The organism is Bacillus sp. FAU18 (genome assembly GCF_056033885.1).
Window position 1 is genome coordinate 730,487 of record NZ_JBVYHZ010000004.1, and the last position, 24,407, is coordinate 754,893.

General features: G+C 46.3%; 22 protein-coding genes. 6 read left to right on the top strand and 16 right to left on the bottom strand.

Annotated features, from left to right (window positions below; all coding sequences use genetic code 11):
• Window positions 1-70: 70 nt before the first annotated feature.
• From lcfA to zapA, 6 genes are all read right to left on the bottom strand, one after another.
• Window positions 71-1,753 (bottom strand): long-chain-fatty-acid--CoA ligase LcfA, encoded by a 1,683-nt coding sequence (gene lcfA, locus AC0OMU_RS14845; protein ID WP_474241262.1) that lies wholly within the window; start codon window positions 1,751-1,753, stop codon window positions 71-73.
• A 188-nt stretch (window positions 1,754-1,941) separates the two neighbouring features.
• Window positions 1,942-2,346 carry a DUF350 domain-containing protein gene (locus AC0OMU_RS14850; RefSeq protein WP_003237674.1) on the bottom strand — a complete coding sequence of 135 codons (405 nt, stop codon included), beginning with the start codon at window positions 2,344-2,346 and terminating at the stop codon, window positions 1,942-1,944.
• 14 nt (window positions 2,347-2,360) lie between these two features.
• Window positions 2,361-4,718 carry an endonuclease MutS2 gene (locus AC0OMU_RS14855; RefSeq protein ID WP_015384309.1) on the bottom strand — a complete coding sequence of 786 codons (2,358 nt, stop codon included), beginning with the start codon at window positions 4,716-4,718 and terminating at the stop codon, window positions 2,361-2,363.
• 20 nt (window positions 4,719-4,738) lie between these two features.
• Complete coding sequence (gene polX / locus AC0OMU_RS14860) at window positions 4,739-6,451, bottom strand: DNA polymerase/3'-5' exonuclease PolX (protein WP_015384310.1); 1,713 nt, start codon at window positions 6,449-6,451, stop codon at window positions 4,739-4,741.
• A gap of 73 nt (window positions 6,452-6,524) precedes the next feature.
• Window positions 6,525-7,058 (bottom strand): CvpA family protein, encoded by a 534-nt coding sequence (locus AC0OMU_RS14865; protein WP_003229537.1) that lies wholly within the window; start codon window positions 7,056-7,058, stop codon window positions 6,525-6,527.
• A gap of 6 nt (window positions 7,059-7,064) precedes the next feature.
• Window positions 7,065-7,322 carry a cell division protein ZapA gene (zapA, locus tag AC0OMU_RS14870; protein ID WP_003229534.1) on the bottom strand — a complete coding sequence of 86 codons (258 nt, stop codon included), beginning with the start codon at window positions 7,320-7,322 and terminating at the stop codon, window positions 7,065-7,067.
• Between the two features lie 133 nt (window positions 7,323-7,455).
• Between zapA and rnhC the strand changes: the two genes are divergently transcribed.
• Window positions 7,456-8,397: a ribonuclease HIII gene (gene rnhC / locus AC0OMU_RS14875; protein WP_474241263.1), complete on the top strand. Its 942-nt coding sequence runs from the start codon at window positions 7,456-7,458 to the stop codon at window positions 8,395-8,397.
• Between the two features lie 35 nt (window positions 8,398-8,432).
• Here the strand turns inward: rnhC and pheT are convergent, their stop codons facing one another.
• Both pheT and pheS read right to left on the bottom strand, forming a co-directional pair.
• A complete protein-coding gene (gene pheT, locus AC0OMU_RS14880) occupies window positions 8,433-10,847 on the bottom strand; it encodes a phenylalanine--tRNA ligase subunit beta (protein ID WP_474241264.1) in 2,415 nt (804 codons plus the stop codon).
• 15 nt (window positions 10,848-10,862) lie between these two features.
• Window positions 10,863-11,897, bottom strand: coding sequence for a phenylalanine--tRNA ligase subunit alpha (gene pheS / locus AC0OMU_RS14885; protein WP_004398818.1), 1,035 nt, complete (start codon window positions 11,895-11,897; stop codon window positions 10,863-10,865).
• 81 nt (window positions 11,898-11,978) lie between these two features.
• Here pheS and AC0OMU_RS14890 point away from each other — a divergent pair, with 81 nt between their 5' ends.
• Window positions 11,979-12,185 (top strand): hypothetical protein, encoded by a 207-nt coding sequence (locus AC0OMU_RS14890; protein ID WP_004398812.1) that lies wholly within the window; start codon window positions 11,979-11,981, stop codon window positions 12,183-12,185.
• 66 nt (window positions 12,186-12,251) lie between these two features.
• Here AC0OMU_RS14890 and AC0OMU_RS14895 read toward each other — a convergent pair whose 3' ends face one another.
• Window positions 12,252-12,998, bottom strand: a complete 747-nt coding sequence (locus AC0OMU_RS14895; protein WP_015384314.1) for a TrmH family RNA methyltransferase — start codon at window positions 12,996-12,998, stop codon at window positions 12,252-12,254.
• A 118-nt stretch (window positions 12,999-13,116) separates the two neighbouring features.
• Between AC0OMU_RS14895 and sspI the strand changes: the two genes are divergently transcribed.
• The 4 genes from sspI (at window position 13,117) to AC0OMU_RS14915 (ending at window position 17,353) form a co-directional block, all read left to right on the top strand.
• A complete protein-coding gene (sspI, locus tag AC0OMU_RS14900) occupies window positions 13,117-13,332 on the top strand; it encodes a small acid-soluble spore protein SspI (protein ID WP_015384315.1) in 216 nt (71 codons plus the stop codon).
• Window positions 13,333-13,400: 68 nt separating this feature from the next.
• Window positions 13,401-14,507, top strand: coding sequence for a CdaR family transcriptional regulator (locus AC0OMU_RS14905; RefSeq protein ID WP_015483539.1), 1,107 nt, complete (start codon window positions 13,401-13,403; stop codon window positions 14,505-14,507).
• 102 nt (window positions 14,508-14,609) lie between these two features.
• Window positions 14,610-16,022: a glycolate oxidase subunit GlcD gene (glcD, locus tag AC0OMU_RS14910; RefSeq protein ID WP_474241265.1), complete on the top strand. Its 1,413-nt coding sequence runs from the start codon at window positions 14,610-14,612 to the stop codon at window positions 16,020-16,022.
• A complete protein-coding gene (locus AC0OMU_RS14915) occupies window positions 16,019-17,353 on the top strand; it encodes a (Fe-S)-binding protein (protein WP_100506470.1) in 1,335 nt (444 codons plus the stop codon). Before glcD ends, AC0OMU_RS14915 begins: the two co-directional genes overlap by 4 nt.
• Before the next feature lie 38 nt (window positions 17,354-17,391).
• Here AC0OMU_RS14915 and AC0OMU_RS14920 read toward each other — a convergent pair whose 3' ends face one another.
• The 7 genes from AC0OMU_RS14920 to AC0OMU_RS14950 all read right to left on the bottom strand — a co-directional run bounded on the left by AC0OMU_RS14920 (window position 17,392) and on the right by AC0OMU_RS14950 (window position 24,399).
• Complete coding sequence (locus AC0OMU_RS14920; protein WP_225510034.1) at window positions 17,392-17,760, bottom strand: VOC family protein; 369 nt, start codon at window positions 17,758-17,760, stop codon at window positions 17,392-17,394.
• Window positions 17,675-17,863 (bottom strand): hypothetical protein, encoded by a 189-nt coding sequence (locus AC0OMU_RS14925; RefSeq protein ID WP_100506469.1) that lies wholly within the window; start codon window positions 17,861-17,863, stop codon window positions 17,675-17,677. Before AC0OMU_RS14925 ends, AC0OMU_RS14920 begins: the two co-directional genes overlap by 86 nt.
• Entirely contained in the window at window positions 17,806-19,602 is a 1,797-nt protein-coding gene (gene cstA / locus AC0OMU_RS14930; protein ID WP_474222205.1) for a carbon starvation protein CstA, read from the bottom strand. Before cstA ends, AC0OMU_RS14925 begins: the two co-directional genes overlap by 58 nt.
• A 151-nt stretch (window positions 19,603-19,753) precedes the next feature.
• Entirely contained in the window at window positions 19,754-21,256 is a 1,503-nt protein-coding gene (abfA, locus tag AC0OMU_RS14935; protein ID WP_003222445.1) for an alpha-L-arabinofuranosidase AbfA, read from the bottom strand.
• Window positions 21,257-21,274: 18 nt separating this feature from the next.
• Window positions 21,275-22,120 carry an arabinose ABC transporter permease AraQ gene (araQ, locus tag AC0OMU_RS14940; RefSeq protein WP_015251504.1) on the bottom strand — a complete coding sequence of 282 codons (846 nt, stop codon included), beginning with the start codon at window positions 22,118-22,120 and terminating at the stop codon, window positions 21,275-21,277.
• Complete coding sequence (locus AC0OMU_RS14945; protein ID WP_047182998.1) at window positions 22,121-23,062, bottom strand: carbohydrate ABC transporter permease; 942 nt, start codon at window positions 23,060-23,062, stop codon at window positions 22,121-22,123. It abuts the gene before it with no gap.
• A gap of 35 nt (window positions 23,063-23,097) precedes the next feature.
• Window positions 23,098-24,399: an ABC transporter substrate-binding protein gene (locus AC0OMU_RS14950; RefSeq protein WP_047182999.1), complete on the bottom strand. Its 1,302-nt coding sequence runs from the start codon at window positions 24,397-24,399 to the stop codon at window positions 23,098-23,100.
• Between the last annotated feature and the right edge of the window lie 8 nt (window positions 24,400-24,407).

Genomic DNA, 24,407 nt, shown 5'->3' on the forward strand with positions numbered 1-24,407 from the left:
TATTCATTCATAATTTCATGATAAGAAGGATTTTCAGGTTTGTCAAGTTTATTCATAGGAGTTCTCTTTTTTATTTGATATGATGATTTTCGGCTTCTTCTTCAAGTAAACGCCTTCTTAAAATTTTCCCCACCGCCGTTTTCGGCAGCTCTTTTCTGAACTCATAGGCTTTGGGCACCTTATAGGGAGCTAGACGTGATCTCGCAAAAGTGTCCAGTTCTTCTGTATCGGCTTTTGCGCCTTTCTTTAATACTACAAATGCTTTTACTGTTTCTCCCCTGTAAGAATCGGGAACGCCTGCGACAACAATTTCCTGGATAGCTTCATGTTCATAAAGCGCTTCTTCTACCTCACGCGGGTAAATATTGTAACCGCCGGCAATGATGATATCCTTCTTCCTGTCAGCAATATAGAAAAAGCCTTCTTCATCCATATAGCCCATGTCCCCGGTGAACAGCCAGCCATCTCTCAGCACTGCTGCGGTTTCCTCTGGTTTATTCCAGTATCCTTTCATGACTTGCGGACCTTTTACAATGATTTCTCCATGCTCATACGGAGCGGCAAGCTCACCCGTCTCTTCAGAATAGATCGCGGCGTCCGTACTCGGCCAAGGACAGCCGATACTGCCCGGCTTGTTTTTTCCCCAGATAAAGTTAGCATGTGTCACTGGAGATGCCTCAGACAAACCATAGCCTTCCACAAGCTTTCCGCCAGTCACCTTTTCAAATTTCTGCTTTACCTCCACGGGGAGCGCGGCTGATCCGCTAAGACAGCTTTTAATGGATGACAGATCATAATGCTGCAATTCGGGGTGATGCAAAAGGCCAATGTAAATTGTCGGTGCGCCAGGAAAGAGCGTTGGTTTGTGTTTGTCGATGATTTTAAGTGTTTCGAGCGGATCAAACTTAGGAAGAAGAATCATTTCGAAGCCTAGTTTAATCGAATAGTTCATGACTGCCGTCAGTCCGTAAACATGAAAAAACGGGACGATGCCCAGCACTTTTTCAGCGCCTTCTTTCACGTCATACATCCAAGCGGCGCACATTTCAGTATTTGCCAAAATATTTTGGTGCGTGAGCATGACCCCTTTTGGAGCTCCGGTTGTTCCTCCGGTATACTGGAGGACAGCGATATCATGCTCAGGATCGATCTTCGGGATTGTCAGGAGTTCAGTTTTTTCCTGCTTCATACTGGAAGCAAACGTGTGAATGTTAGCTGTTTTGTCAAAGTCGATATGCACTTTTTGTTTTTGCGTCAGCGGGTAAAGAATATTCTTCGGAAAAGGCAAATAGTCTTTTACGCTGGTTATCAAAATCTGGTCGACTATTGATAACGTTTTCATTTTTATTACCTTCGGGAAAAGCAAATCTAGGGTGATGATCACACTTACCTGAGCATCTCTAAGCTGGTATTCAAGCTCATGCTCGGTATAAAGCGGATTCGTCTGCACCACGATGCCACCGGCAAACAAGACGCCATAATAAGAAATCACTGTTTGCGGGCAATTGGGCAGCATAACAGCCACTCTGTCTCCTTTTTGCAGGCCATTGCACTGCAAAAAAGCTGCAAGTTTAAGAGCATCCGTCAGAATGTCATGAAAGGTGAGTTTTTTTCCATAAAACGATATTGCGGTTTTATCAGGGAATCGTGCGGCGGAGTCTGTCAGGATGGATTGCAGGGTTTTATTGGGCAACGGAAGCTCATGCGGGATATCGTTGGGATACTCGGCAAGCCACGGCTTTTGAGACTGCATAAAACCTCCCCTTTCGATTTTAGAGATCCACCTTATCATTATAGCAGATGGACGGCAAAAAAAAGAAAAAGAAAGGTAAATCTTTCTTTTTCTCATAATATGAACAGATATATAAGACCAATTAACAAAAAGATTCCCGCCGCGGCGAGCAGTATTTTCGCAAGCTTTTCCATCTATTCTCCGTCCCCTTATATTCCGGCTGCCACCACAAAAGAAAGCCCGACAGAAATAACAAATGAAATAAAGCCGACAGCCCGGTTATCATTCTCGATTTCCTGATCAATTTTAAACCGCGGAGTCAAAAACTCAAAAATAAAGTAGCTGATCAGAAGCATAACAAACCCGTAAACGCCCCAGCCGATCATTTGCAGCAGCGAATTATGCTGGGAGATGGAATGCTGAAATACGTTTGCGATTCCCAAAATTTTTCCGCCGGTCGCCATTGCCACCGCAAGATTTCCTTTTTGAATCTCTTCCCAGTTTTTATAAGCCGTCACCAGCTCAAACACAGTCAAAAAGAGGACGAGGCAGAGAACCGCGACACTGTAATATGCCGCGATTTCCACAAGCTCGTTTTCCCAAAAATCACTCATGGCCATACTCCCTTTTATTTTAGTTCAACAACCGTAACGCCTGATCCTCCCTCACCTGCTTCACCGAAACGGGAACTTTTGACGCTGCGGTGGTTTTTCAGAAGATCCTGTACGCCTTTTCTTAAAGCGCCGGTTCCTTTTCCGTGGATGATTGACACTCTTGGATATCCGGCTAACACCGCATCATCCAAGTATTTTTCAACCCGGCTGAGGGCATTTTCATAGCGTTCGCCGCGGAGATCAAGTTCAAGCGATACGTGATAGTCCTTTCCCTTGACCGCTGTAATGATTTTTTCTTTTTTTGGCTCCGGAGCTGATTTGATAAACTCCAGATCTTTTTCTTTTACTTTCATCTTTAAAATACCGATTTGAACATTCCATTCATTGCCGCCTGTTTTTTCGAGCAATGTTCCTTTTTGCCCGAAAGTGAGGACTTTCACCTCGTCACCAGGCTTAAAGTCGCGTTTTTGCGCTTTTGGCTTTTCCGGTTTCTTGGACTTTTCAAAAGCCGGCATAGCGCCTTCTAACCGTTTCTTCGCGTTAATCAGCTCGTGATCCTTGAAGGATTTGTGTTCTTCTTTTATGGAGCGCAATTCATGAATAATGTCCTCGGCTTCTTTTATTGCCGCTTTTACTTTTTCAGCAGCCTGCTGTTCTGCCTCTTCAAGCATTTTGTCTTTTTTGCTGTTAAGCTCGATGATTTGCTGCTGCAGCTCTTTATGCAGTTTTTCCGCTTCTTTTCTGATTGATTCTGTCTCAGAAAGCTCTTCTTCCGCACGTTTTTTGCTTTGTTCCAGCGACGCAATCATCGTATCGACTTCGTTATGCTCGGCCGTCATTTCTGACTTCGCCTGCCCGATGATATGGTCCGGAAGCCCGAGGCGTTTTGAAATTTCGAAAGCATTGCTTCGACCCGGCACACCAATTAAAAGTTTATAGGTCGGTGACAGCGTTTCAATGTCAAATTCAACGCTGGCATTCATGACGCCTTCTCTGTTATAGCCGTACGCCTTCAATTCCGGATAATGCGTCGTAGCTAACACTCGTGCATTGGTGCGATGCACGTCATCCAATATGCTCATGGCGAGGGCCGCCCCCTCCTGCGGATCTGTCCCTGCACCAAGTTCATCGAAAAGCACAAGGCTGTTTTCATTGACCTGTTCTAAAATGCCGACAATGTTCACCATATGGGATGAGAACGTACTTAAACTTTGCTCAATCGACTGTTCATCACCGATATCAGCGAATACGTGCTCAAATACTGCCGCTTCTGACCCTTCATCTGCCGGGATATGAAGACCTGATTGCGCCATTAAGGTTAGCAGGCCTAACGTTTTAAGGGTGACTGTTTTCCCCCCGGTGTTTGGCCCTGTGATGACAATGGTTGAAAAATCGCGGCCAAGCTCGATGTCATTGGCAACAACCTGGTCAGGCGGAAGCAATGGATGGCGGGCTTTTTTCAAACGGATAAAGCCGGTGTCGTTCATAATCGGTTTTGTCGCTTTAACCGCTTTTGCATATCTAGCTTTTGCAAAAATAAAGTCAAGCGTCTGCAGCACTTGCAAATCTAGAAATAGCTCCTCTGTATGCTCTGCCGTTTTCTCTGTCAGCACACGCAAAATCCGTTCAATTTCTTGCTTTTCTTTCACTTTCGCCTGCTGAAGGGAATTGTTCATATCTACAATCGCCTGCGGTTCAATGAATAGTGTCGCACCAGAGGATGAGGTGTCGTGCACAATTCCTCCATAGCTGGATCTGTACTCCTGTTTGACCGGGATCACAAAGCGGTCATTCCGAATCGTAACAATCGTATCAGACAGCATTTTCGAAGCGGAAGAGGAACGCAGCATCGACTCTAACCGGTCTCTGACTCTTGATTCGAGTGTTCTGAGCTGTGTGCGGATTCCTCTTAATGTTTCCGATGCATGATCAAGCACTTCTCCGTGATCATCAATGCAGGAATTAATGTCCCGCTCTAAATCGGACAGCGTGATAAGCTGTTCAGCATGCTGATGGATCAGCGGAATGTCGACACCGTCTTCAGCCATTTGGGTGATAAAATGTTTCATTTGTTTAACTGCATAAAGCAGGCCTGAGATTTCAGTGAATTCAGAAGGACTGAGAACGCTGCCGATTTCCGCCCGTCTTAACGCTCCTCTGATATCTACAAGGCCGCCAAATGGCGCTTGGCCTCTCAGCCGGATAATGTCAGAAGCTTCGTCTACTTCATCAAGCTGTTTTTTGATTTCGTCTATAGAAGCAGAAGGCTTAAGCTCGAGAAGCATTTCTTTTCCGAGCGATGAAGCGGCATGCCCAATAACCTGTTCTTTCACTTTATGAAATTCAAGAGCTGATAATACTTTTTGCTGCACGATTGTGTGAGCCTCCTTACTTAATCGTTGCGCTTCAGAAATGCCTCTACGTCTTTAAGCGACCGGGCATTCAGAACGTTTTTCGTTTCCGTCCATCCTTTGCGCGCGGCAGTAACGCCAGTTTTCATATCGTCTAACATCTCAATATTATGGGCATCAGTATTAATCACCAATGTAACCCCTTGTTCGTTTGCTTTCATTAAATGCTCTGTGCGCAGATCAAGGCGCGCAGGGTTGGCGTTGAGTTCAAGCGCCGTATTTGTTTTCCTCGCAAGCTCAATCAGCTGATCAATATCGATTTCGTAACCGGCCCGTCTGCCGATAAGGCGCCCGGTCGGGTGTGCGATAATGTCAACATGCTTGTTTGTCAGTGCCGTCTCAAGCCGTTTCATAATCACGTGTTCCGGCTGATTAAAACTGGAATGAATCGATGCAATAACGATATCCATTTCCGCAAGCACATCGTCATCATAATCGAGCGTACCGTCAGGCAGGATATCCATCTCAACGCCTTTCAAAATACGGAAGTTTTCAAACTCTGCATTCAGTGCGTCAATTTCTTTTGCCTGCTGCTTAAGTCTTTCTGCAGTAAGCCCGTTGGCGACCTTTAAATATTGTGAGTGATCGGTGATCGCCATGTATTGATAGCCTTTTTTGATGCAGGCTTCAGCCATCTCTCTGATCGAAAATGCACCATCGCTCCACGTTGAGTGCATGTGGAGATCACCTTTGATTTGCCCGGGTTCTATCAGTTCAATGCTGTCGCTGTAGGTTTCCACTTCCTGTCCGCTTTCACGAATTTCCGGCGGAATCAGCGGCAGGCCGAAGTGCGCATAAAATTCACGTTCACTCGGAAATGTTTTGATCTCTCCGGTTTCAACTGTCTCAACGCCGTATTCACTGATCCGCTCGCCGCGTTCTTTGGCGATTTGGCGCATTTTAATATTGTGATCCTTTGATCCCGTAAAATGATGGAGTGTTGTCGGAAACTGCTCTTCCGTCACAAGACGGAAATCGACGCTTGTTTCATATTCAAAGGAAAGGATGACGGACACCTTCGTATCTCCGCTTGCGATCACGCTTTTGATGTTTGGCAGCTCAAGAAGCTGCTCTCTTACTTCAGCCGGATGATCTGTAGCAATGATATAATCCAGATCCTTCACCGTTTCCCGCGCTCTGCGGAGACTTCCGGCACGAGAAAATTTGATGATATGCGTAAATTGAGAAAGATGCTCCTCAATTTCCCGCGCGATCCGGAGGGCGTAGCCGATCGGGAACCGTTCAGGCTGTTTTCCGGCTTCCCCGAGCGCCTGTAATATTTTTTCTTCCGATTTTTTGCCGAAGCCCGCAAGACCCTGGACCTTTTGCTGCTCACAGGCTTCCTTCAGAGATTCTGCATCGTGTACGCCGAGCTCTTTATACAGCTTTGCGATTTTTTTGCCGCCGAGCCCCGGCAGCTTCAATAAAGGCACGAGTCCTTCCGGCACTTCTTTCTGAAGCGATTCGAGCGTGCTTGACTTTCCTTCATCTATATACTCTTTAATGACGCTGTACGTTCCTTTTCCAATGCCGGACAGCGACATCATATCGTCCATTTCTGATAAGCTTCGGTCGTCCTGTTCCAGGGCTGCCGCCGCTTTTCGGAAGGCGGATACTTTAAACGGGTTGTCCCCTTTGAGTTCCATATAGACTGCAATGGTTTCAAGCAGCCGGATAATATCTTTTTTATGCATATCATAACCCCCAGACGTTCACATATGTTTCCATCATACTTGAAAAAAACTTCTCCGGACAAGAGAAGTTTTTTTATGCCCCGTACTGTGTCCACAGCTCTTGTAAAAGCCCTGACAAGTACGGTGTATGGTTAATGATCACATTTGCGAGAGACGATTGCCCCATCATTTGCTGCAGTGCATCTACCGGCAGAACGGATGCGACATACAGCAGCACAAATGTAAATAAATAGACTTCTAGAAAACCGAGAACGGCTCCCAGCATCTGGTTGATTTGTTTAATCACCGGAATGCCGGCTACAATACTCAGGAACGAGCCGATGATTCTCAGTAAGATTTTAGCAATGATAAATAAAACGATAAACGCAATCGCATTATAGTACGCTGCTTCCAAATTCCCCGTAAAAAAAGAAAGAGCCGGCTGTCCCGCTGAAAAATCGGGTGCGGGAATCCAATGTAAATGCGGTGCCACGTTTTTATAGAATAAAGCCGCAAAGGCAATTGATAAAATAAAGCTCGTCAAGCGGATAAACTGCAGGATAAAACCGCGTTTTAACCCCAGTAAAGTCCCCATCAGGAGCAAGATTAAGATGATGATATCTAGCATAGTTGTTCAATCCTTTTCTTTAAGCTGACGCTCCAGTTTTTCACATTTCTCTTGTAATTTGACATAATCGTGCACCACATTTACCGCTGTCAGCACTGCAAGTTTATTTATATCAAGGTATGGATTTTTTTCATTGATTTCTCTCATTTTATCATCAACAATTCCGGCGACATACCTCATATGGGCTCTGCTTTCTTCACCGACAATCGTGAAGTGCTGGCCGTAAATGTCAACGGTTGTTTTTGTTTTTTTGCCGTCAGACAACGTTTCTCCTCCATTCCGCGAGAATCCTAGTTCTTATCATAACACGTTTATTAAATGAATGGAAAGACGAGCCTCCCGCTGTTATGATACACTGGTATATACAGCGAAAAGTGTAAAAAAAGGAGATTATTACGTGTCCCATTCAGTGATAAAAGTATCGTTGTCTGCTATTGACCAAATGAAAATGACATACAGTGGTTCGCTTACAGCCTCTGTTCCGCAGGGAGCCGTTTTTCAGGCGAAACCGCCCGGCTGTACCATTACAGCATATAAATCAGGCAAGGTCTTGTTTCAAGGCAAAAACGCAGCGGCAGAATCCGCGCGCTGGGGAACAGCGGAGCCTCAGGAAAAGAAGAAAACGGCCAAAAAGCCGGCTGATCCCCGCTATGCCCCTCCGGCAGATATCGCCGGAATGTCTGTTATCGGTTCTGACGAAGTCGGAACCGGAGATTACTTTGGCCCAATGACGGTTGTATGTGCGTACGTCGACAAAACCATGCTTCCTTTAATGAAGGAACTCGGTGTTAAGGATTCTAAAGATTTAAAAGATCCGCAAATCATCGAGATTGCCCGAAACCTGATCAAAACTATTCCATATAGCCTGCTGGTTTTAAAGAATGAAAAGTATAACAGCATGCAGGAAAAAGGCATGAGCCAAGGGAAAATGAAAGCTTTGCTGCACAATCAAGCGATCACCCATTTATTAAGAAAATTGGATGGAGTAAAGCCTGAAGCCATTTTGATTGACCAATTCGCTGAGCCAGGCGTCTACTTCAATCATTTAAAGGGCAGAGACATTGTGAAGGAGCGGACCTATTTTAGCACAAAAGCTGAAGGCATTCACCTGGCTGTCGCCGCTGCTTCAATCATTGCAAGATATTCGTTTTTAATGGAAATGGATAAACTATCACGCGAGGCAGGAATGACGCTTCCAAAAGGGGCCGGTCCGCACGTCGATGAAGCGGCCGCCAAGCTGATCCTCAAAAAAGGGGCATCTACACTCAGAACCTTTACAAAACTCCATTTCGCCAATACGCAAAAAGCGCAGCGCCTTGCTGATAAAAAACGTTCATAGAAAAAAGCTTGCAGATTTCTCTGCAAGCTTTTTTATCAGCCTCTTAAAACAGCTTGATATGTGTCTTCTAACGCTTTCAGCACTTTGCTGTGCGCCTTTGTCACTTCTTCTTCAGTCAGTGTTTGTTCAGGGTTGACATACTGGAGTGAGAAAGCGACTGACTTCTTGCCTTCCTCCATATGTTCGCCTTCGTATACGTCAAAGACAGTTACCTCTTTCAGAAGCTTGCCGCCAGCCTCTTTAATGACGCTCTCAAGCTGGCCGCTTGTGACGGTTTTATCTGTTACAAGAGCAATATCACGTGTCACAGACGGATATTTCGGAATCGCCTTGTAAACAAGCGGTGCTGTTTCTGCTGCGAGCAACGCATGAAGATCGAGCTCAAATACGTATGTTTCCTTTATATCCAGTTCTTTTTCCAATGAAGGATGGACTTGGCCAATGAAGCCGATCAGAGAACCATTTAATAAAATGTTCGCTGTTCTGCCCGGATGCAGCTGTTTGCGTTCTGACTGTACAAATTCAATGCTGTCTAGGACGTTGAGTTTGTCTAACAGCCCTTCCACAATTCCTTTGACAACAAAGAAATCAACTGGTTTCTTTTCACCCTGCCATAGCTGCTTGCGCCATAATCCGGTAACAGCTCCTGCTACGCGTTCTGTTTCAACAGGTTTTGTGTCCTCTTCCTTCGTCAGGAAAACGGAGCCGACTTCGTACAGTGCAACTGAGTCAGTCTGCCTCGCGAGGTTGTAAGAAACAGAATCAAGCAGATTCGGAACAAGACTGTGTCTGAGAATGCTTCTTTCTTCACTCATTGGAAGCGCAAGCACAGTATTCAGTGATTTTTCAATCGCAAACGCTGCAGCTTTCTTCTCGTTTGTCAGTGAGTAAGTGATGGCTTGTGATAAGCCTGCGCCTTCAAGGAAGCGTCTGACTTTACGGCGTTTTGCCTGGTAAGGCGTTAATCCGCCTGTAGTTCCCGCTGTCTCAGGAAGCGTAGACGGAATGTTATCGTAGCCGTACAGTCTTGCCGCTTCTTCGATTAAATCCTCTTCTATTGTAATGTCGCCGCGGCGTGATGGGACAGTCACAACGAGAAGTTCACCCGCTTCACCGACTGTAAAACCGAGACGTTTATAAATGCTGATCAGTTCTTCTTTACTGATCGTCAGGCCTAGAACGCTGCTCACTTTGTCAGCAGATACGTGAATGTTATTTGCTTCGATTGTCAGGTGATCTTCCTCAACTGTTCCAGCAAGCACCTCACCATCGGCATACAGATGGATCAGCTGCGCAGCCCGTTCTGCTGCAAGACGTACGCGCGCCGGATCAATTCCTTTTTCAAATCTTACGCTTGATTCACTTCTCAAACCAAGGTCTTTGGAAGCCTTGCGAACCGTCTGCCCGTTGAAATACGCAGCCTCAAGCAAAATCGTTTTGGTATCTTCCTGAACCTCTGACTCTGCTCCTCCCATGACACCCGCAACGGCCTGCGCTTTCGTTCCGTTTGTAATGACAAGGTGATCGGCGGACAGCTTACGTTCTTGATCATCAAGAGTGACGAGCATTTCATTCTCAGCTGCTTTTCGTACTACGACTTCCTTAGAGCCAAATCTGTCATAATCAAACGCATGAAGCGGCTGTCCGTATTCCAACAGGACAAAATTTGTGATGTCAACGACGTTGTTGTGCGGGCGAATGCCTGCATTCATCAGCTTTGTCTGCATCCAAAGCGGTGACGGAGCAATCGTGACATTTTTAATGATTTTTGCAGTGTACAGCGGGTTCGCTTCTTGATCTTCGATTTTGACTGCAATGTAATCAGACGCTTGTTCTGAAGCAGCCGGGTAATCCGTTTGCGGAAGCTTTACCTCAGTGTCTAAAATCGCGGCAACCTCGTAAGCAACACCAAGCATGTTCATGGCATCCGCGCGGTTTGGCGTTAAACCCAGCTCAAGAATCGCATCGTCAAGCTGTAAAGCCGCTAAGGCATCGCTTCCTGTTTCAGCGTCATTCGGGAATACGAAAATGCCTTCTGCATACTCCTTCGCCACAAGTTTGCTTTCGATACCAAGCTCCTGTAAGGAACAGATCATGCCATTTGATTCTTCACCGCGAAGCTTGGCTTTTTTGATTTTGAAATTGCCCGGCAGCACCGCTCCGACAGTTGCAACCGCGACTTTTTGTCCCTTATCCACATTCGGCGCGCCGCAAATGATTTGTACAGGGGCTTCAGCACCGATATCCACAAGGCACTTATTCAGCTTATCAGCATTCGGGTGCTGCTCGCGCTCCAGCACATGGCCGATGACAACGCCTTTGATGCCTTCTCCTTTGTATTCAATTCCTTCAACCTCAATACCGGCTCTTGTAATTTTTTCAGCAAGAACAGCCGGGTCCATGCCTTTTAAATCAACATAATCCTCTAACCATTTATAAGAAACAAACATCCTTGCATCCTCCTCTTACGCCTGTTTAAACTGCGAAATAAATCTGACATCGTTTGTATAGAAGTGGCGGATATCATCAATGCCGTATTTCAGCATGGCGATGCGCTCAACACCCATTCCGAATGCGAAGCCCTGATATTCCTTCGGATCAAAGCCAGCCATTTTAAGCACGTTCGGGTGAACCATTCCGGCGCCGAGGATTTCAATCCAGCCTGTTCCTTTACATACTGAACAGCCGTTCCCACCGCATTTAAAGCATGTCACATCCACTTCTACTGAAGGCTCAGTAAACGGGAAAAAGCTTGGGCGGAGTCTGATTTCGCGGTCTTGCCCGAACATTTTTTTCGCAACGAGTTCAAGCGTTCCTTTTAAATCACTCATGCTGATGTTTTTGTCAACGACAAGCCCTTCAATTTGCATAAATTGGTGAGAGTGCGTCGCATCATCGTTATCACGGCGATATACTTTACCCGGGCAAATGATTTTAACGGGACCTTTGCCTTCATGCTTTTCCATCGTCCGTGTTTGGACAGGAGAAGTTTGCGTTCTCATCAAAGTCTCCTCTGTGATGTAAAAGCTGTCCTGCATATCGCGCGCAGGGTGTTCTTTCGGAAGATTGAGCGATTCGAAGTTGTAGTAATCCGTTTCAACCTCTGGCCCTTCCTCGACTGTGTAGCCCATACCGATAAATAAATCTTCAATTTCTTCAATGACAACAGTGAGCGGATGGCGGCCGCCGACTGCAACAGGGTTCCCCGGCAGCGTGACGTCAATTGTCTGTCCTGCAAGCTTCTGCTTCATTTCCTCTTCTTCAAGCTTCTCGTTTTTGTCAGCAATCGCATTGGCAATACGCTCCCTTACTTCGTTCGCGAGCGCCCCCATTTTTGGACGTTCCTCAGCAGAAAGCTTGCCCATTCCGCGCAGCACTTCTGTAATCGGCCCTTTTTTTCCGAGATATTGCACCCGAATATCATTGACAACCTTCAATGAGCTTGCCGCTTCTACTTGTTCTAAAGCTTCTTGTTCCAGCTGTTTTAGCTTTTCTTCCATTTTGCATCCTCCTTTTATGTAAACAAACCGTCATATGTCTTTGGAAAATAAAAAAAACCCGTCCCTTGTACAAGGGACGAGTTGTGGCCGCGGTACCACCCTTATTTCAGACAGACTGATGCTGTCGTCAGCTTCATTGACATAACGGAATCAGATTCCGGTTCACCTTTACGCGCAGTGTACGCGGTCCCGGCGACAACTCAAGAGGTGAAGCCAATTTCCGGCTGCGTTAAAAATGCTCTCAGTCAGCGGCATTTTCTCCCTGGAAAGCAGTTGATCAGAAATTGAGGTCCTCTGTCACGGTTTTTGAAATATTATGTTCTATTATAGAGAAATCCAACGCTTGGCGCAACACTATCCTCGCAAGTGATACACGAGGATGGCAGCCGCAACCGCAACGTTTAGTGATTCAGCCTGTCCGTAAAGCGGCACGTATAGGTTCAAATCCGTTTTTTCCAGCAATGCAGCATCCACCCCTGCACCTTCATTTCCTACAATGAGCGCAAAGGATTCAGACTGAGGAATCTCCTGATAAGGCGCTCCGTTTTGCAGCGCCGTGCCGTATACTTTTACGCCCTCTGCCTTCAATTCGTCCACATATGAAGGCAGATTTCTTCTCACAACAGGAATATGGAAGTGAGATCCTTGAGCAGATCGCAGTGTTTTTCCGTTAAAGGCGTCCGCCGTGCCGTCACCGAGTACAACCGCATCCAAACCGGCCGCATCAGCCGTTCGAATCATTGTGCCAAGGTTTCCCGGATCTTGAACAGCGTCAATCAGCAGCACCTTGCGTGCCGTTGCCAGCTTTTCTTCAGGCATATGGCACACAGCGGCAATCTGCTGCGGCGTTTCGGTTTCAGTCACAGCTGAAAACGCATCTTCACTCAGCGTATAGCACTGGATACCAGTCTCAAGATCTGAAGGAATCTTCGTTTCATCCTTTACAAGGATTTCTTTCACAATGCCCGGGCTTTTCAACGCCTCTTCAACGAGGTGTTCTCCCTCTATCAGAAATGTATTTGTTTTTGTTCGTTCTTTTTTTGTGTGAAGCTTTTTCCAATCCTTCACTTTTTGGTTTTTTGCCGATTCTATTTGTTTCACTGTCTATGTGGCGCTCCTTTTTTTAACATGATGTTATTATATCGCAAGAACAGCACATAATAAACCAGGTGCAGGGTTAGAATATACGTATTACATTTTAGAAAAAGGAGCGTTTTACATGGATCTTAATTTACGTCATGCCGTCATCTCCAATGTCACCGGCAATAATCAGGAGCAGCTTGAGCATACAATCGTAGATGCGATTCAAAGCGGTGAAGAAAAAATGCTTCCAGGGCTCGGCGTTTTATTCGAAGTCATTTGGCAGCACGCATCTGAAAGTGAGAAAAACGAAATGCTGAAAACGCTTGAAGACGGATTAAAACCCGCCGAATAAGACATGAAACCGGGTGACAGCGCCCGGTTTTTTTCTTATATAATAAAAACATGATGAGGGGGAACGCCATGTTTTTACAGCCGTTATTAGCGAAAAAAATTATTGCTGAAGTTAAAAAAATGTACGAACGTGAAGTCATTATTGTAAACACGGACGGTCTTATTATGGCAGGCACAAACGATGAGCGTGTCGGACAATTTCATGAGGGAGCGCTTATCTGCGCAAAAGAAAGACGCAGCGTGATTATTACAAGAGAAGATGAAACAAGGTTAAAAGGAGTGAAAGCAGGCATAAACCTCCCTGTATTTTTTGACCATGATGTGATCGCCGTCTTCGGGCTGACAGGTGAGCCTGCAGAGATTCAGCCATTCGGAGAACTGCTTCGAAAAATGACAGAGCTGTTCATTAAGGAATCGCGGCATTTAGAGCAATCCCAGTGGCGTGAGAGAATGCTGGAGTCCTTTATGATCGATTGGCTGCAATTAAAGGAGTGGTCTCCCAGTTTTCTTGAGAAAGCTCAGCTTCTTGGTGTTGACCTTTCCTCCCGGCGCCAAATGATTCTTATTCAGGGGTATGAGTGGTCACGTCATGATATTGAACAAATGGCACGCAGCTGGAAATCCTCGTACCCTGCGGATTTGTTCATCAGGTGGGGAAATGAACGGATTTTGATTAATCATGAAGTGCCGCAGCATGAACAAAGGGATCAGCTTTTACGGAAGATCCTTCACATTTGTTCGTTTGCCAATACCGCAAGCAGCCAATATACAGCAGCTGGCGCCGGAAGGGCTGTCGCAAGCTCCAGCCTGACAGATTCATACGAGCAAGCGGAAAAAGCGCTGGCTGTCAGCCTTAAGCGAAAAACGCCCATATTTGAAGAGGATCTGAAGCTTGATATGTGTCTGACGGAGATCAGCCCGGGAACCCGAAACGAATTTCCGCAAAGAGTATTAGGAGAGGCGCTAGAGCATCAGGAACTTATGAATACGTTACGGACTTTCTTTCATCTCGATTTGTCTTTGAAACAAACCGCAGAAGATATGCATATTCATATCAATACATTGCGATATCGTCTGGCTAAGGCTGAACAGCTGACGGGTTTACGTTTTGACCGTACCGAGGACATCGTCACGATGTACGTCGCCCTCTATTTTTTAGATCAAGATACAAAATAGAGAGAGTTTCAGTTTCATTTTTTGTATGTTTCTCCATGGAAGGCTTTGCTTTTTTTCTTTTACAATAGATTGAAAGCGTTTTTTGACAGGGGGATGGGTAAAATGATCACCAAGGATGTAAAGGAGCAGCTGATTCGGGTCTCCGGACCAGAAAACTTTGATGACTCGACTGCCGGCCGTCTCGTCTATTCATATGATGCGACGCCTCAGTATCAGTCTATGCCTGATGCCGTGATTGCTCCGAGGAATACTGATGAAGTATCACGCATTTTAACAATTTGCAGCGAACATCGAGTGCCGATCGTTCCAAGAGGATCAGGGACAAACCTGTGCGGCGGCACGTGCCCGACTGAAGGCGGACTTGTGCTTCTCTTTAAGCACATGAACCAGATTCTTGAGATTGATGAAGAAAATTTAACTGCCACAGTTCAGCCGGGCGTCATTACGCTGGATATGATTCGCGCGGTTGAAAGCAAAGGTTTGTTTTATCCGCCTGACCCGAGTTCTATGAAAATATCAACCATGGGCGGAAACATCAATGAAAATTCCGGCGGGCTCCGCGGATTAAAATACGGCGTCACCCGCGACTATGTTATTGGACTGGAGGTTGTGCTCGCAAATGGTGACATCATCCGCACCGGCGGAAAACTCGCAAAGGATGTGGCCGGATACGATCTCACACGTCTTTTTGTCGGCTCAGAAGGAACACTCGGCATTGTGACAGAGGCAATCGTCAAGCTCGTTCCAAAGCCTGAAACAAAAAAGACGCTGCTTGCCCTATATGAAAATATCGATGCCGCTGCTCAAACGGTATCAGACATCATTGCCGCAAAAATCATACCCGCCACGCTTGAATTTCTCGACCAGCCTACACTATTGGTGATTGAGGATTATGCCAAAATCGGACTGCCGACAAACGCAAAGGCGGTTCTGTTAATTGAACAAGACGGGCCATTTGAAACTGTTGAACGGGATATGGAAAAGATTGAGGCGATTTGCAAAAAAGGCGAGGCCGTTTCCGTTCAGACCGCACAAACGGAGGAGGAAGCATTCGCCCTGACTGAAGCACGGCGCTCTGCACTTTCTGCCCTTGCCCGCCTCAAGCCAACGACGATTTTAGAGGATGCGACCGTTCCTCGCTCAGAAATCGCCAATATGGTAAAAGCGATTAATGATATTGCTGCTAAATATGATATTTCCATCTGCACCTTTGGCCATGCGGGAGACGGGAACCTGCACCCGACATGCACGACAGACATAAGAAATAAGGATGAAATGGAACGTGTCGAACAGGCTTTTGCCGAGATTTTTGAGAAAGCGATTGAACTTGGCGGGACGATAACCGGAGAGCACGGAGTCGGGGAAATGAAAGCGCCTTACTTGGAAATGAAGCTGAAAAAAGAAGGCATTGATGCGATGAAAGCGCTGAAAGCGGCATTTGACCCCCAGAACATATTAAATCCGGGCAAAGTGTTTGCGAAAGATGCCAGAAAACGTGTGGTGGCAGAAAGATGACAACAGAAAAAGAAATGAAACAGATCCAAAATGAGTTTAAAGAGCGCATGGATGAAGGCGAGCTTTTGAATTGTATGCGCTGCGGCTTCTGTCTTCCTTCCTGTCCGACCTATATCGAATCGGGATTTCAGGAAACACACTCTCCGCGTGGGCGTATCGCCTTAATGAAAGCCGTAGCCGACGGTATGATTGAACCGGATGAAGATGTCGAACGGTCGCTGTCACTTTGCCTCGGCTGCCGCGCCTGTGAACCTGTATGCCCGTCAGGCGTGAAATACGGACAGCTGCTTGAGGAAGCCAGAGATATTATCCACCAAAACAAAAAACACTCGCTCGGCGCACGTGTCATGCGAAAGACGGCTTTTCACGAGCTGTTTCCGCACCAAAACCGCATGCGATCAGCTGTAAGCCTTATCGGTTTGTATCAGCGGTCAGGACTGCAAACCGCTGTGCGAAAATCAGGCATGCTTCGGGTCCTGCCTGAGCATTTGCGAACGATGGAAGCCGTTCTTCCTGATGTTCCTAAAAGCAAAGACATGAAACATCGGCCGCGTTTCCTGCCGTCCATTGGCCCCATGAAAAAGCGGGTCGCCTTTTTTTCGGGCTGCTTAATGGATACAATGTTTTTACCGACCAATAATGCCACACTGAAGCTTTTACAGCTGGCAGGCTGCGACATTGTCATTCCGCCTGAACAGGCTTGCTGCGGGGCGCTTCATGGACACAGCGGTGAAAAAAACACAGGGAAAGAGCTCGCGAAACAAAATATCGCTGCTTTCGAAGCATTAGACGTGGATGCAGTCATTACAAACGCAGGAGGATGCGGAGCCTTTCTTACCGAATATGATCATTTGCTGAAGGATGACCCGGAATGGTCGGAGCGAGCCGCCGCTTTTGTTCAAAAGCTGAAGGATTTTTCTTCCGTTTTGGTTGAACTCGATTTCCATCAAATGGACTTAGCGCTCGAGACACCTCAGGTCGTTACCTACCAAGATTCATGCCACCTAAGAAATGTAATGCATACGTCGCTTGAGCCCCGCCAGCTTCTTAAAAGCATCAAAGGGGCGGAATTCAAAGAAATGGAGAAAGCAGACAGCTGCTGCGGGTCAGCGGGAATTTACAACATCGTCGAAGCTGAAATGTCTATGAAAATACTGGACAGCAAAATGGCTGCCGTCAAAGCAACCGAAGCGATCCTCATTGTAACAGCAAATCCCGGCTGCCTGCTGCAGATGAAGCTCGGGATTGAACGCGAAGGACTAAGCGGTAAAGTCAGAGCCGTTCACCTGGCTGATCTGCTATTGGAAGCAGCCGGGCACAAAACATCATGAGAAAGCCCAAAACAGAAATTGTTTTGGGCTTTTGTGCGTTATTCCATCGGACTGCAAATTTCGATATAATGTCCATCCGGATCAGCGATATAGGCGACCGTCTGCCCCCATGGTTTCACTTTCGGCTCCCCGATAATCGAGACGCCTTGTTCTCTCATCCTTTTGATGACCGCTTCTACATTTTCAGTAACAAACCCGATTTCAAATGTGTTTGAAGCAGATGTATCCGGAATGTCCAGCGCCGTGATGTCTCTGGCGCTTTCCCGGGTATTAAGCGCCAATATCGTAGACCCTGTATCAAATTCGACATACGTGCCGTGTTCAGCACGAATCGGCAGTCCTAAAATATCCCGGTAAAAATGAATAGCCCGCTTGCTGTCCGATACGTATAGAATAAGATATTTCATTGATAGATTCATTGCCAACCCCCCTCAGCATTTTCAATAGTCCTTCTAGCCCGGTATAGACGCTTCCATCCTTAAGCTCGGATCTTTCCACATCTGCGCCCATTTTTTCACAGCCGCCACGATAATGATGAAGCCTAACACCAGCATGATGATAGATAATACGCCATTCAATACACTATATCCTGCTGCTTCAGGATTGAGATACACATTGCGCACCATCCAATAGCCCGCATAATTGACAGTGACATATAAATAGGCAAGCGGGATAAGGCAAGTCAGAATGTACCGGCGTTTATCAGCGATTTTCAGCACGATGGTCGCTCCGATAATCAGCCCCACTGAAGCCATCAGCTGATTAGAAACGCCGAACAGCGCCCAAATGGAACCGATATCTCCTGAATACAGCAAGTACCCCCACATCAAACAGGCAAGCGCGCTGGCAAATACAGAGCCCGGAATCCAGTCTGTTTTCTTCAGCGGTTTATACACCTCCCCGAAGAAATCCTGGATCAAATAACGGGCAACGCGTGTGCCGGCGTCAATCGCTGTTAAAATAAAGACCGCTTCAAACATAATGACAAATTGGAAAAAGTATGAGGCCAAATGGCTGAAAAACGGCATTCCGGTAAAAATATAAGTCATTCCCACCGCAAGTGTGACGGCTCCCCCTGTTCTTCCTTCTAAGTCCAGACCGATTTCCCTGCTCAATTCAGGCAAATGTACGATATTCATGCCAAGCGTACGGAAAACCTCAGGCGTGCTGTTAATCGCAAAGTAATCAGCAGGCTGTAAAGCGGTCGCTGCAATCAGCGCCATGATGCCGACAAGACACTCAACAAGCATTGCGCCAAACGCAACCGGCTTCATATCACTCCATTTATTCAGCATTTTCGGTGTCGTTCCTGAACCGACAAAGGCATGGAACCCAGAGATCGCCCCGCAGGCAATGGTTATTGAGATGAACGGCCAGACAGGTCCTGCCAGTACCGGCCCGCCGCCTTTTACGAATTCTGTAAACGCAGGGAACGGAATGGACGGATTGACGACAAACACACCAACAATCAAAGCGATAAAAACACCGATTTTCATAAAGCTGCTTAAATAATCACGCGGAGCAAGAAGCAGCCAAACGGGAAGCGCAGCCGCAAAAAACGCATAAACAGGAAGCGCGATTGCAAGCGTTTTCGTATCTAGCGTTAAAAAGTCACCGAGCGCGGTAGTCTGTACCCATGGACCGATAAAGACTCCTGCCATTAAAAAGAGAAAGCCGACCGTTGAAGCGAGCTTTAAATTTCCCGTTTTCTTATAAAATAAGCCCACACCCATCGCAATCGGAATCGTAATCCCTACCGCAAATGTTCCCCATGGATTACGTTCAAGCGCATGCAAGACAACCATCGACAGGCCCGCCATTGTGATCGTGATGATAAACAGCATGGACAGTCCTGTACAAAATCCTGCAACAGGGCCAAGCTCATCCTTCGCCACTTCCGACAGCGATTTTCCGTTTTTGCGCATCGATGCAAACAGCACAACAATATCATGGACGGCTCCCCCAATTACCGCCCCGATTAACAGCCACAATAATCCCGGCAAATAGCCAAACTGCGCCGCCAGAATGGGTCCGACCAGCGGACCGGCCGCTGCGATCGCGGCAAAGTGATGGCCGAACGAAACCCATTTATTTGTAGGCACATAGTCTTTCCCATCCTCAAGCGCATGAGCAGGTGTTGGCTTGTCATCATTCACTTTGAGAACCTTCACCATCATAAATGTTCCGTATAAACGATAGGCAATAGCCAAAATACACATTGACGCTATCACAATTGTAACCGCATTCATTTTCTCCCATCCCCTTTGCTGTTTTTCATAAATATATCACAATTTCATGGTGAAAAGCGGTCATTTTTTCCTATACAAAAAGCCGGCTTGAACGGGCCGGCTCGTGGCAGTTGAAAGACAAGCCGGAGAGAAATCTCCGGCTTAGCTTCTCTTATGACTGTTTTTTCAGGCGGATCACATTCCAGGAAAGCGGCGTGAAATGAGCAGTTAAGCCGTTTTCGCTGACAGACGATGTTCCGTTGGAATGCGGGACGACATTTTTTCTGTTATGCTGGTTTGTCGCTTTGATATCCTGATGCTCAAGTACGATGTGTTCTGCGATTTGGTAGGATTCAAAGCCTCTGAGCGAAATCTCCGTCTCCATCTGATCCTCAGCCTTGTTTACCGCAAAAATAGTGAGGGTTTCTTCCTCTTCAGAGTACACAACAGCAGCATCAACATATGGCACATCAGTGAAATCAGAACAGTCGTACTTAGGAGAAGAAATAAGCGGTTTCAGTGACTCGCCCCTTCCGTAAACAGAAGCATGCATGTATGGATAGAAAATCGGCTGTCTCCATGCTTCTCCGCCTTTTTCCGTCATGATCGGCGCGATGACATTGACAAGCTGTGCAAGACACGCAATTTTCACACGGTCTGCGTGCTGCAGCATCGTAATGAGCAGAGAGCCGACTAATAAGGCATCTTCAAAATTGTAAATATCCTCTAAAATCGGACGCGCAGTGATCCACGGCTCGACTTTTTTATCAGCCTCATTTGAGTGGTACCAGACGTTCCATTCATCCAGAGAAAGATTGATTGTTTTCTTGCTGCGTGTTTTTGCTTTTACATAGTCACAGGTTGCAGCGACGGATTTGATAAAATGATCCAGATCCATAGAACGGGCCAAGTAGTTTGGCAGATTGTTATCCCGGTTTCCGTAGTAGGTGTGAAGAGAGATATAGTCAACATGCTCGTACGTATGCTCCAGCACCTTCGCTTCCCAATCGATAAAGGTCGGCATGCCGCTGTTTGAGCTGCCGCAGGCAACAAGTTCAATTGATGGATCAACCCATTTCATGACCTTTGCCGTCTCTGCGGCTAGCCGTCCGTATTCATCAGCTGTTTTGTGGCCGATCTGCCACGGTCCATCCATTTCGTTTCCTAAGCACCATGTTTTGATGCCATACGGCTGTTCATAGCCATGCGATCTTCTTAAATCACTCCAGTAAGAGCCTTTCGGATGGTTGCAATATTCAACGAGATTACGGGCGGCATCTATGCCTCTTGTACCAAGGTTGACGGCCATATTGACCTCAGTGTTCACCTTTTTTGCCCAAGATAAAAATTCATTTGTTCCCACTTCATTGGTTTCTGTCGTTTGCCATGCCAAGTCAAGCCGTCTCGGGCGGTTTTCGACTGGTCCGACACCGTCCTCCCAGTTGTATCCGGATAAAAAGTTTCCGCCCGGATAGCGGATGATGGGAACCTGTAATTCTTTGATCAGCGACTGAACATCTTTTCTAAACCCATCTTCATCCGCTTCAGGGTGATCAGGCTCGTATATGCCTTCATATACCGCACGACCCATATGTTCGATAAACGAGCCATAAATTCGTTTATCTACTTCACCGATTTTATATTCTTTGTCTACAATCATTCGCGCTTTTTTCATCACACGTTTCCTCCTTCATTAACCTTTGACTCCCCCTACCGTCAGGCCGGAGATAAAGTACTTTTGGAAAAACAAGAAAATGATAATCACCGGCAAAATCGCAAATACTGAGCCGGATATAAGCATGTCGTAATTATTTCCATAAGGGCTCAGCAAGCTGGACAGCCCTATTGGAAGCGTAAACATTTCTTTCGACCGAAGCACAATCAGCGGCCACAAGAAGTTGTTCCAGCTGTTTAAGGACTGAAGGATAATCATCGCGCCGAAAGCCGGTTTCATCAGCGGTGCCATAATCCTGAAAAAGATGCCGAATTCCGTACAGCCGTCCATTCTTGCAGAGTCCAGCAGATCTCTTGGAAGGCCAAGAGCATACTGCCTGAAAAAGAAAACGGCAACAGGTGAAACGATAAACGGCAATATGACACCCGTATATGAATCGATCAAGTGCAGTCCGACGGTAAGCTTAAACAGTGGAAGCATCATCACTTCCAGCGGAACCATCATGATAATCAGCACAAGAACAAAGATGATGTTTCTGCCCTTAAAATCATAAACCGCAAGCCCGTACCCGATCATCGAAGAAAAAAACAGGGTGAGCACGGTTGTGAAAAGCCCAAGTACAAGACTGTTAAAAAACCATTTGAAATAAATGCTTCCGCCGTTAAACAGAAATGTATAATTATCAAGACTCATTACTTTAGGATCAATGTCAAGATTGAGCCCCACACGCAAAAGCTCAGATGACGGCTTTAATGATCCTAAAAGCAAACAGAAAATCGGAAAAAGATACAATAGGCTCAGCATAATAAAAAACAGGGTTAGCGCAATTCTATAAACGCTGAACTGAGGACTGTGCCGCAACATTTATCCCTCCCCCTTAAACGAGCCTGACAGCTTTAATGAAATCAGGCTGACAACAAGGATCACAATCAAAAGCACGATGCCGATGGCCGCTCCGTACCCCATTTCGTTGTAGGCAAGCCCCTGCTGATACAAATATCCGACAAGCGTCAGACCAATATTACCCGGGGAATTATTCTGCCAAAGGACGTAGCTTTCCTCAAACATCCTGAATCCGCCGATGATGCTGATGGTCAGTACATATACGGTTACAGGCTTAAGAAACGGCAGCGTGATGTGCAGAAATTTTTTCATTGTATTCGCGCCGTCTATATCAGCGGCTTCGTACAGCTCTTTCGGCACATTTTGCAAACCGGCTAAAAAGTAAAGGATGTTGATTCCCATCCATCTCCATGAAGCAAGCAGCACCATCAAAAACATGCCGGTATGTTCATTGTTCATCCAGTTCTGAGGTGAAAAGCCGAGTTTGAGTAGGATGGAATTGGCCAGAGACGTTTCCATTTCTCCGAAGATCAGCCGAAAAATGATCCCCGCTACAATGGTGGAGGTCAATGCCGGGATGAATAGCGCTGATTTAAATATATTTCTAAATTTGACCAGCTTTGAATTCAGGAATATGGCCAGAAGCAATGGGACAGGAATCAGCACGATCAGCGTCCAAAAGGTGTATTCCAGCGTATTCCAAAGGGCGGTATAGAACGTCGGGTTGTTTAGCGCTGTATAATTAGTCAATCCGACAAAGGACACCTCTCCCGGCAAAATTCTTTGGAAGCTCATGATGAAGACACTAATGATGGGGTATAGAAAAAATACGAGAAAGGATAAAACGAATGGCGCTGTAAACAGATAGGGCGCCGCTTTTTTTGAATAAAATAGATCTCGCCAGCCTGATTGTTTCGCAGCTGAAGGAACGGGATGAACCGTTCCTGTTTTCACAGGTTTCATGAGAACCTCCCCGCTTTCACTTTTTGAATGGGATTCTATTTCTGTTTCAGTTCACCTGCCGCTCTGTCCAAGGCCTGTTTAGGCGTTTTTTGCTGAGATTTAAGTGCGTCGAACAACACGCTTCTGTTGACAAGGTCTGAAGCCTTGGCAAAATCCTCATGTAAATAAATCGGATTGATTTCATCCTTGATATCGAGCAGCACGGAAAAAATGCCTGTTCCGTTTTGGAAGTAATCCGTGTATTTGTTTTTCTCTTTCAATTCCTTGGAGCTCCAAACATCCCAGCGAAGCGGGTCAAACCCAAGTACGCTCCAGAGCTTTTTGTTTCCTTCTTTAGAACCCTTCGCAAAGGCTAAAAACTCTTTTGCTAACTCAACATGCTTGGCTTGCTTCGGCACAACGGTTGCCGTACCGCCCAAACCTGCCGAGCGGTCGCCTCCCTCTTTCCATGCCGGGAGCGGCCTGATGGCAATCTTCCCTTTCAGATCAGGCATATAATCGATAAATCTTCCCATATACCAAATCGGCATGAGGACTGAAGCAGCTCCTCCTTGGTTCATAAAGCCGTAGTATTCTTCACTGTGATGCCCGCCGCCCGGCGCAGGAATCATCGTTTTATCATTGATCATGTCTTTTAAATATTGAAGTGTTTTTACGTTGGTGTCATTATTGAGGATCAGCTTGCCGTTTTTATCAAAATAGCCTGAGTTTTGCTGTGAAATCATAGATAAGAACGTTCCGGAATCATTTGTTTCCACCGTTCCCATCGGCTTCCCGGTCACTTTGCGCACTTTCTGTCCGGCTTTATGGTAATCATCCCATGTTTTAATATCGTCAGGATTGACGCCGGCTTTCTTCATAACATCCATGTTATAAAACATGACTGTTGTTCCTACATGCGTATCGAGTCCGTAAAGCTTGCCGTTTTTGCTGTACAGGGTTAGCCGCGCCTCAACGAATTTATCGCGGTCCTTTTCAATCAGCGGAGTCAAGTCGGCAAGCGGTATGTCAGAGCCCTTCAAAAAGTTTGAAAAACGGGCCAATTCGACATCGGCAATATCAGGGACGCCTTCTCCTGCAATTAAGGAGATAGACAAGTTATCGTGCATTTGTCCATACGGATAAACGACCGTATTCAGCTTAATTTTGCGGTCAGGATATTTTTCATTCCATTCCTTCACCATTTCTACATAGAACTGCTCATGAAGTCCGTTAAATGTCCAAAAGGTCAGCTCGGTTTCACCCGACTTCCCGGATGATCTTTCTGCTGAACACCCAGCAATGACTAATGTCAGCAGCATCATGAGCACAAGAAAACAGACAGTCATTTTTTTCATCTGCGTTA

Coding starts and splice junctions, on each gene's coding strand:
- AC0OMU_RS14950 (WP_047182999.1), bottom strand. CDS start 24,399: ATGAAAAAAATGACTGTCTGTTTTCTTGTGCTCATGATGCTGCTGACA.
- cstA (WP_474222205.1), bottom strand. CDS start 19,602: ATGAATGCGGTTACAATTGTGATAGCGTCAATGTGTATTTTGGCTATT.
- AC0OMU_RS14945 (WP_047182998.1), bottom strand. CDS start 23,062: ATGAAACCTGTGAAAACAGGAACGGTTCATCCCGTTCCTTCAGCTGCG.
- sspI (WP_015384315.1), top strand. CDS start 13,117: ATGGATCTTAATTTACGTCATGCCGTCATCTCCAATGTCACCGGCAAT.
- pheS (WP_004398818.1), bottom strand. CDS start 11,897: ATGGAAGAAAAGCTAAAACAGCTGGAACAAGAAGCTTTAGAACAAGTA.
- abfA (WP_003222445.1), bottom strand. CDS start 21,256: ATGAAAAAAGCGCGAATGATTGTAGACAAAGAATATAAAATCGGTGAA.
- AC0OMU_RS14905 (WP_015483539.1), top strand. CDS start 13,401: ATGTTTTTACAGCCGTTATTAGCGAAAAAAATTATTGCTGAAGTTAAA.
- AC0OMU_RS14925 (WP_100506469.1), bottom strand. CDS start 17,863: ATGGGCGCAGATGTGGAAAGATCCGAGCTTAAGGATGGAAGCGTCTAT.
- glcD (WP_474241265.1), top strand. CDS start 14,610: ATGATCACCAAGGATGTAAAGGAGCAGCTGATTCGGGTCTCCGGACCA.
- AC0OMU_RS14865 (WP_003229537.1), bottom strand. CDS start 7,058: ATGCTAGATATCATCATCTTAATCTTGCTCCTGATGGGGACTTTACTG.
- pheT (WP_474241264.1), bottom strand. CDS start 10,847: ATGTTTGTTTCTTATAAATGGTTAGAGGATTATGTTGATTTAAAAGGC.
- lcfA (WP_474241262.1), bottom strand. CDS start 1,753: ATGCAGTCTCAAAAGCCGTGGCTTGCCGAGTATCCCAACGATATCCCG.
- AC0OMU_RS14915 (WP_100506470.1), top strand. CDS start 16,019: ATGACAACAGAAAAAGAAATGAAACAGATCCAAAATGAGTTTAAAGAG.
- polX (WP_015384310.1), bottom strand. CDS start 6,451: ATGCATAAAAAAGATATTATCCGGCTGCTTGAAACCATTGCAGTCTAT.
- araQ (WP_015251504.1), bottom strand. CDS start 22,120: ATGTTGCGGCACAGTCCTCAGTTCAGCGTTTATAGAATTGCGCTAACC.
- AC0OMU_RS14850 (WP_003237674.1), bottom strand. CDS start 2,346: ATGAGTGATTTTTGGGAAAACGAGCTTGTGGAAATCGCGGCATATTAC.
- AC0OMU_RS14920 (WP_225510034.1), bottom strand. CDS start 17,760: ATGAAATATCTTATTCTATACGTATCGGACAGCAAGCGGGCTATTCAT.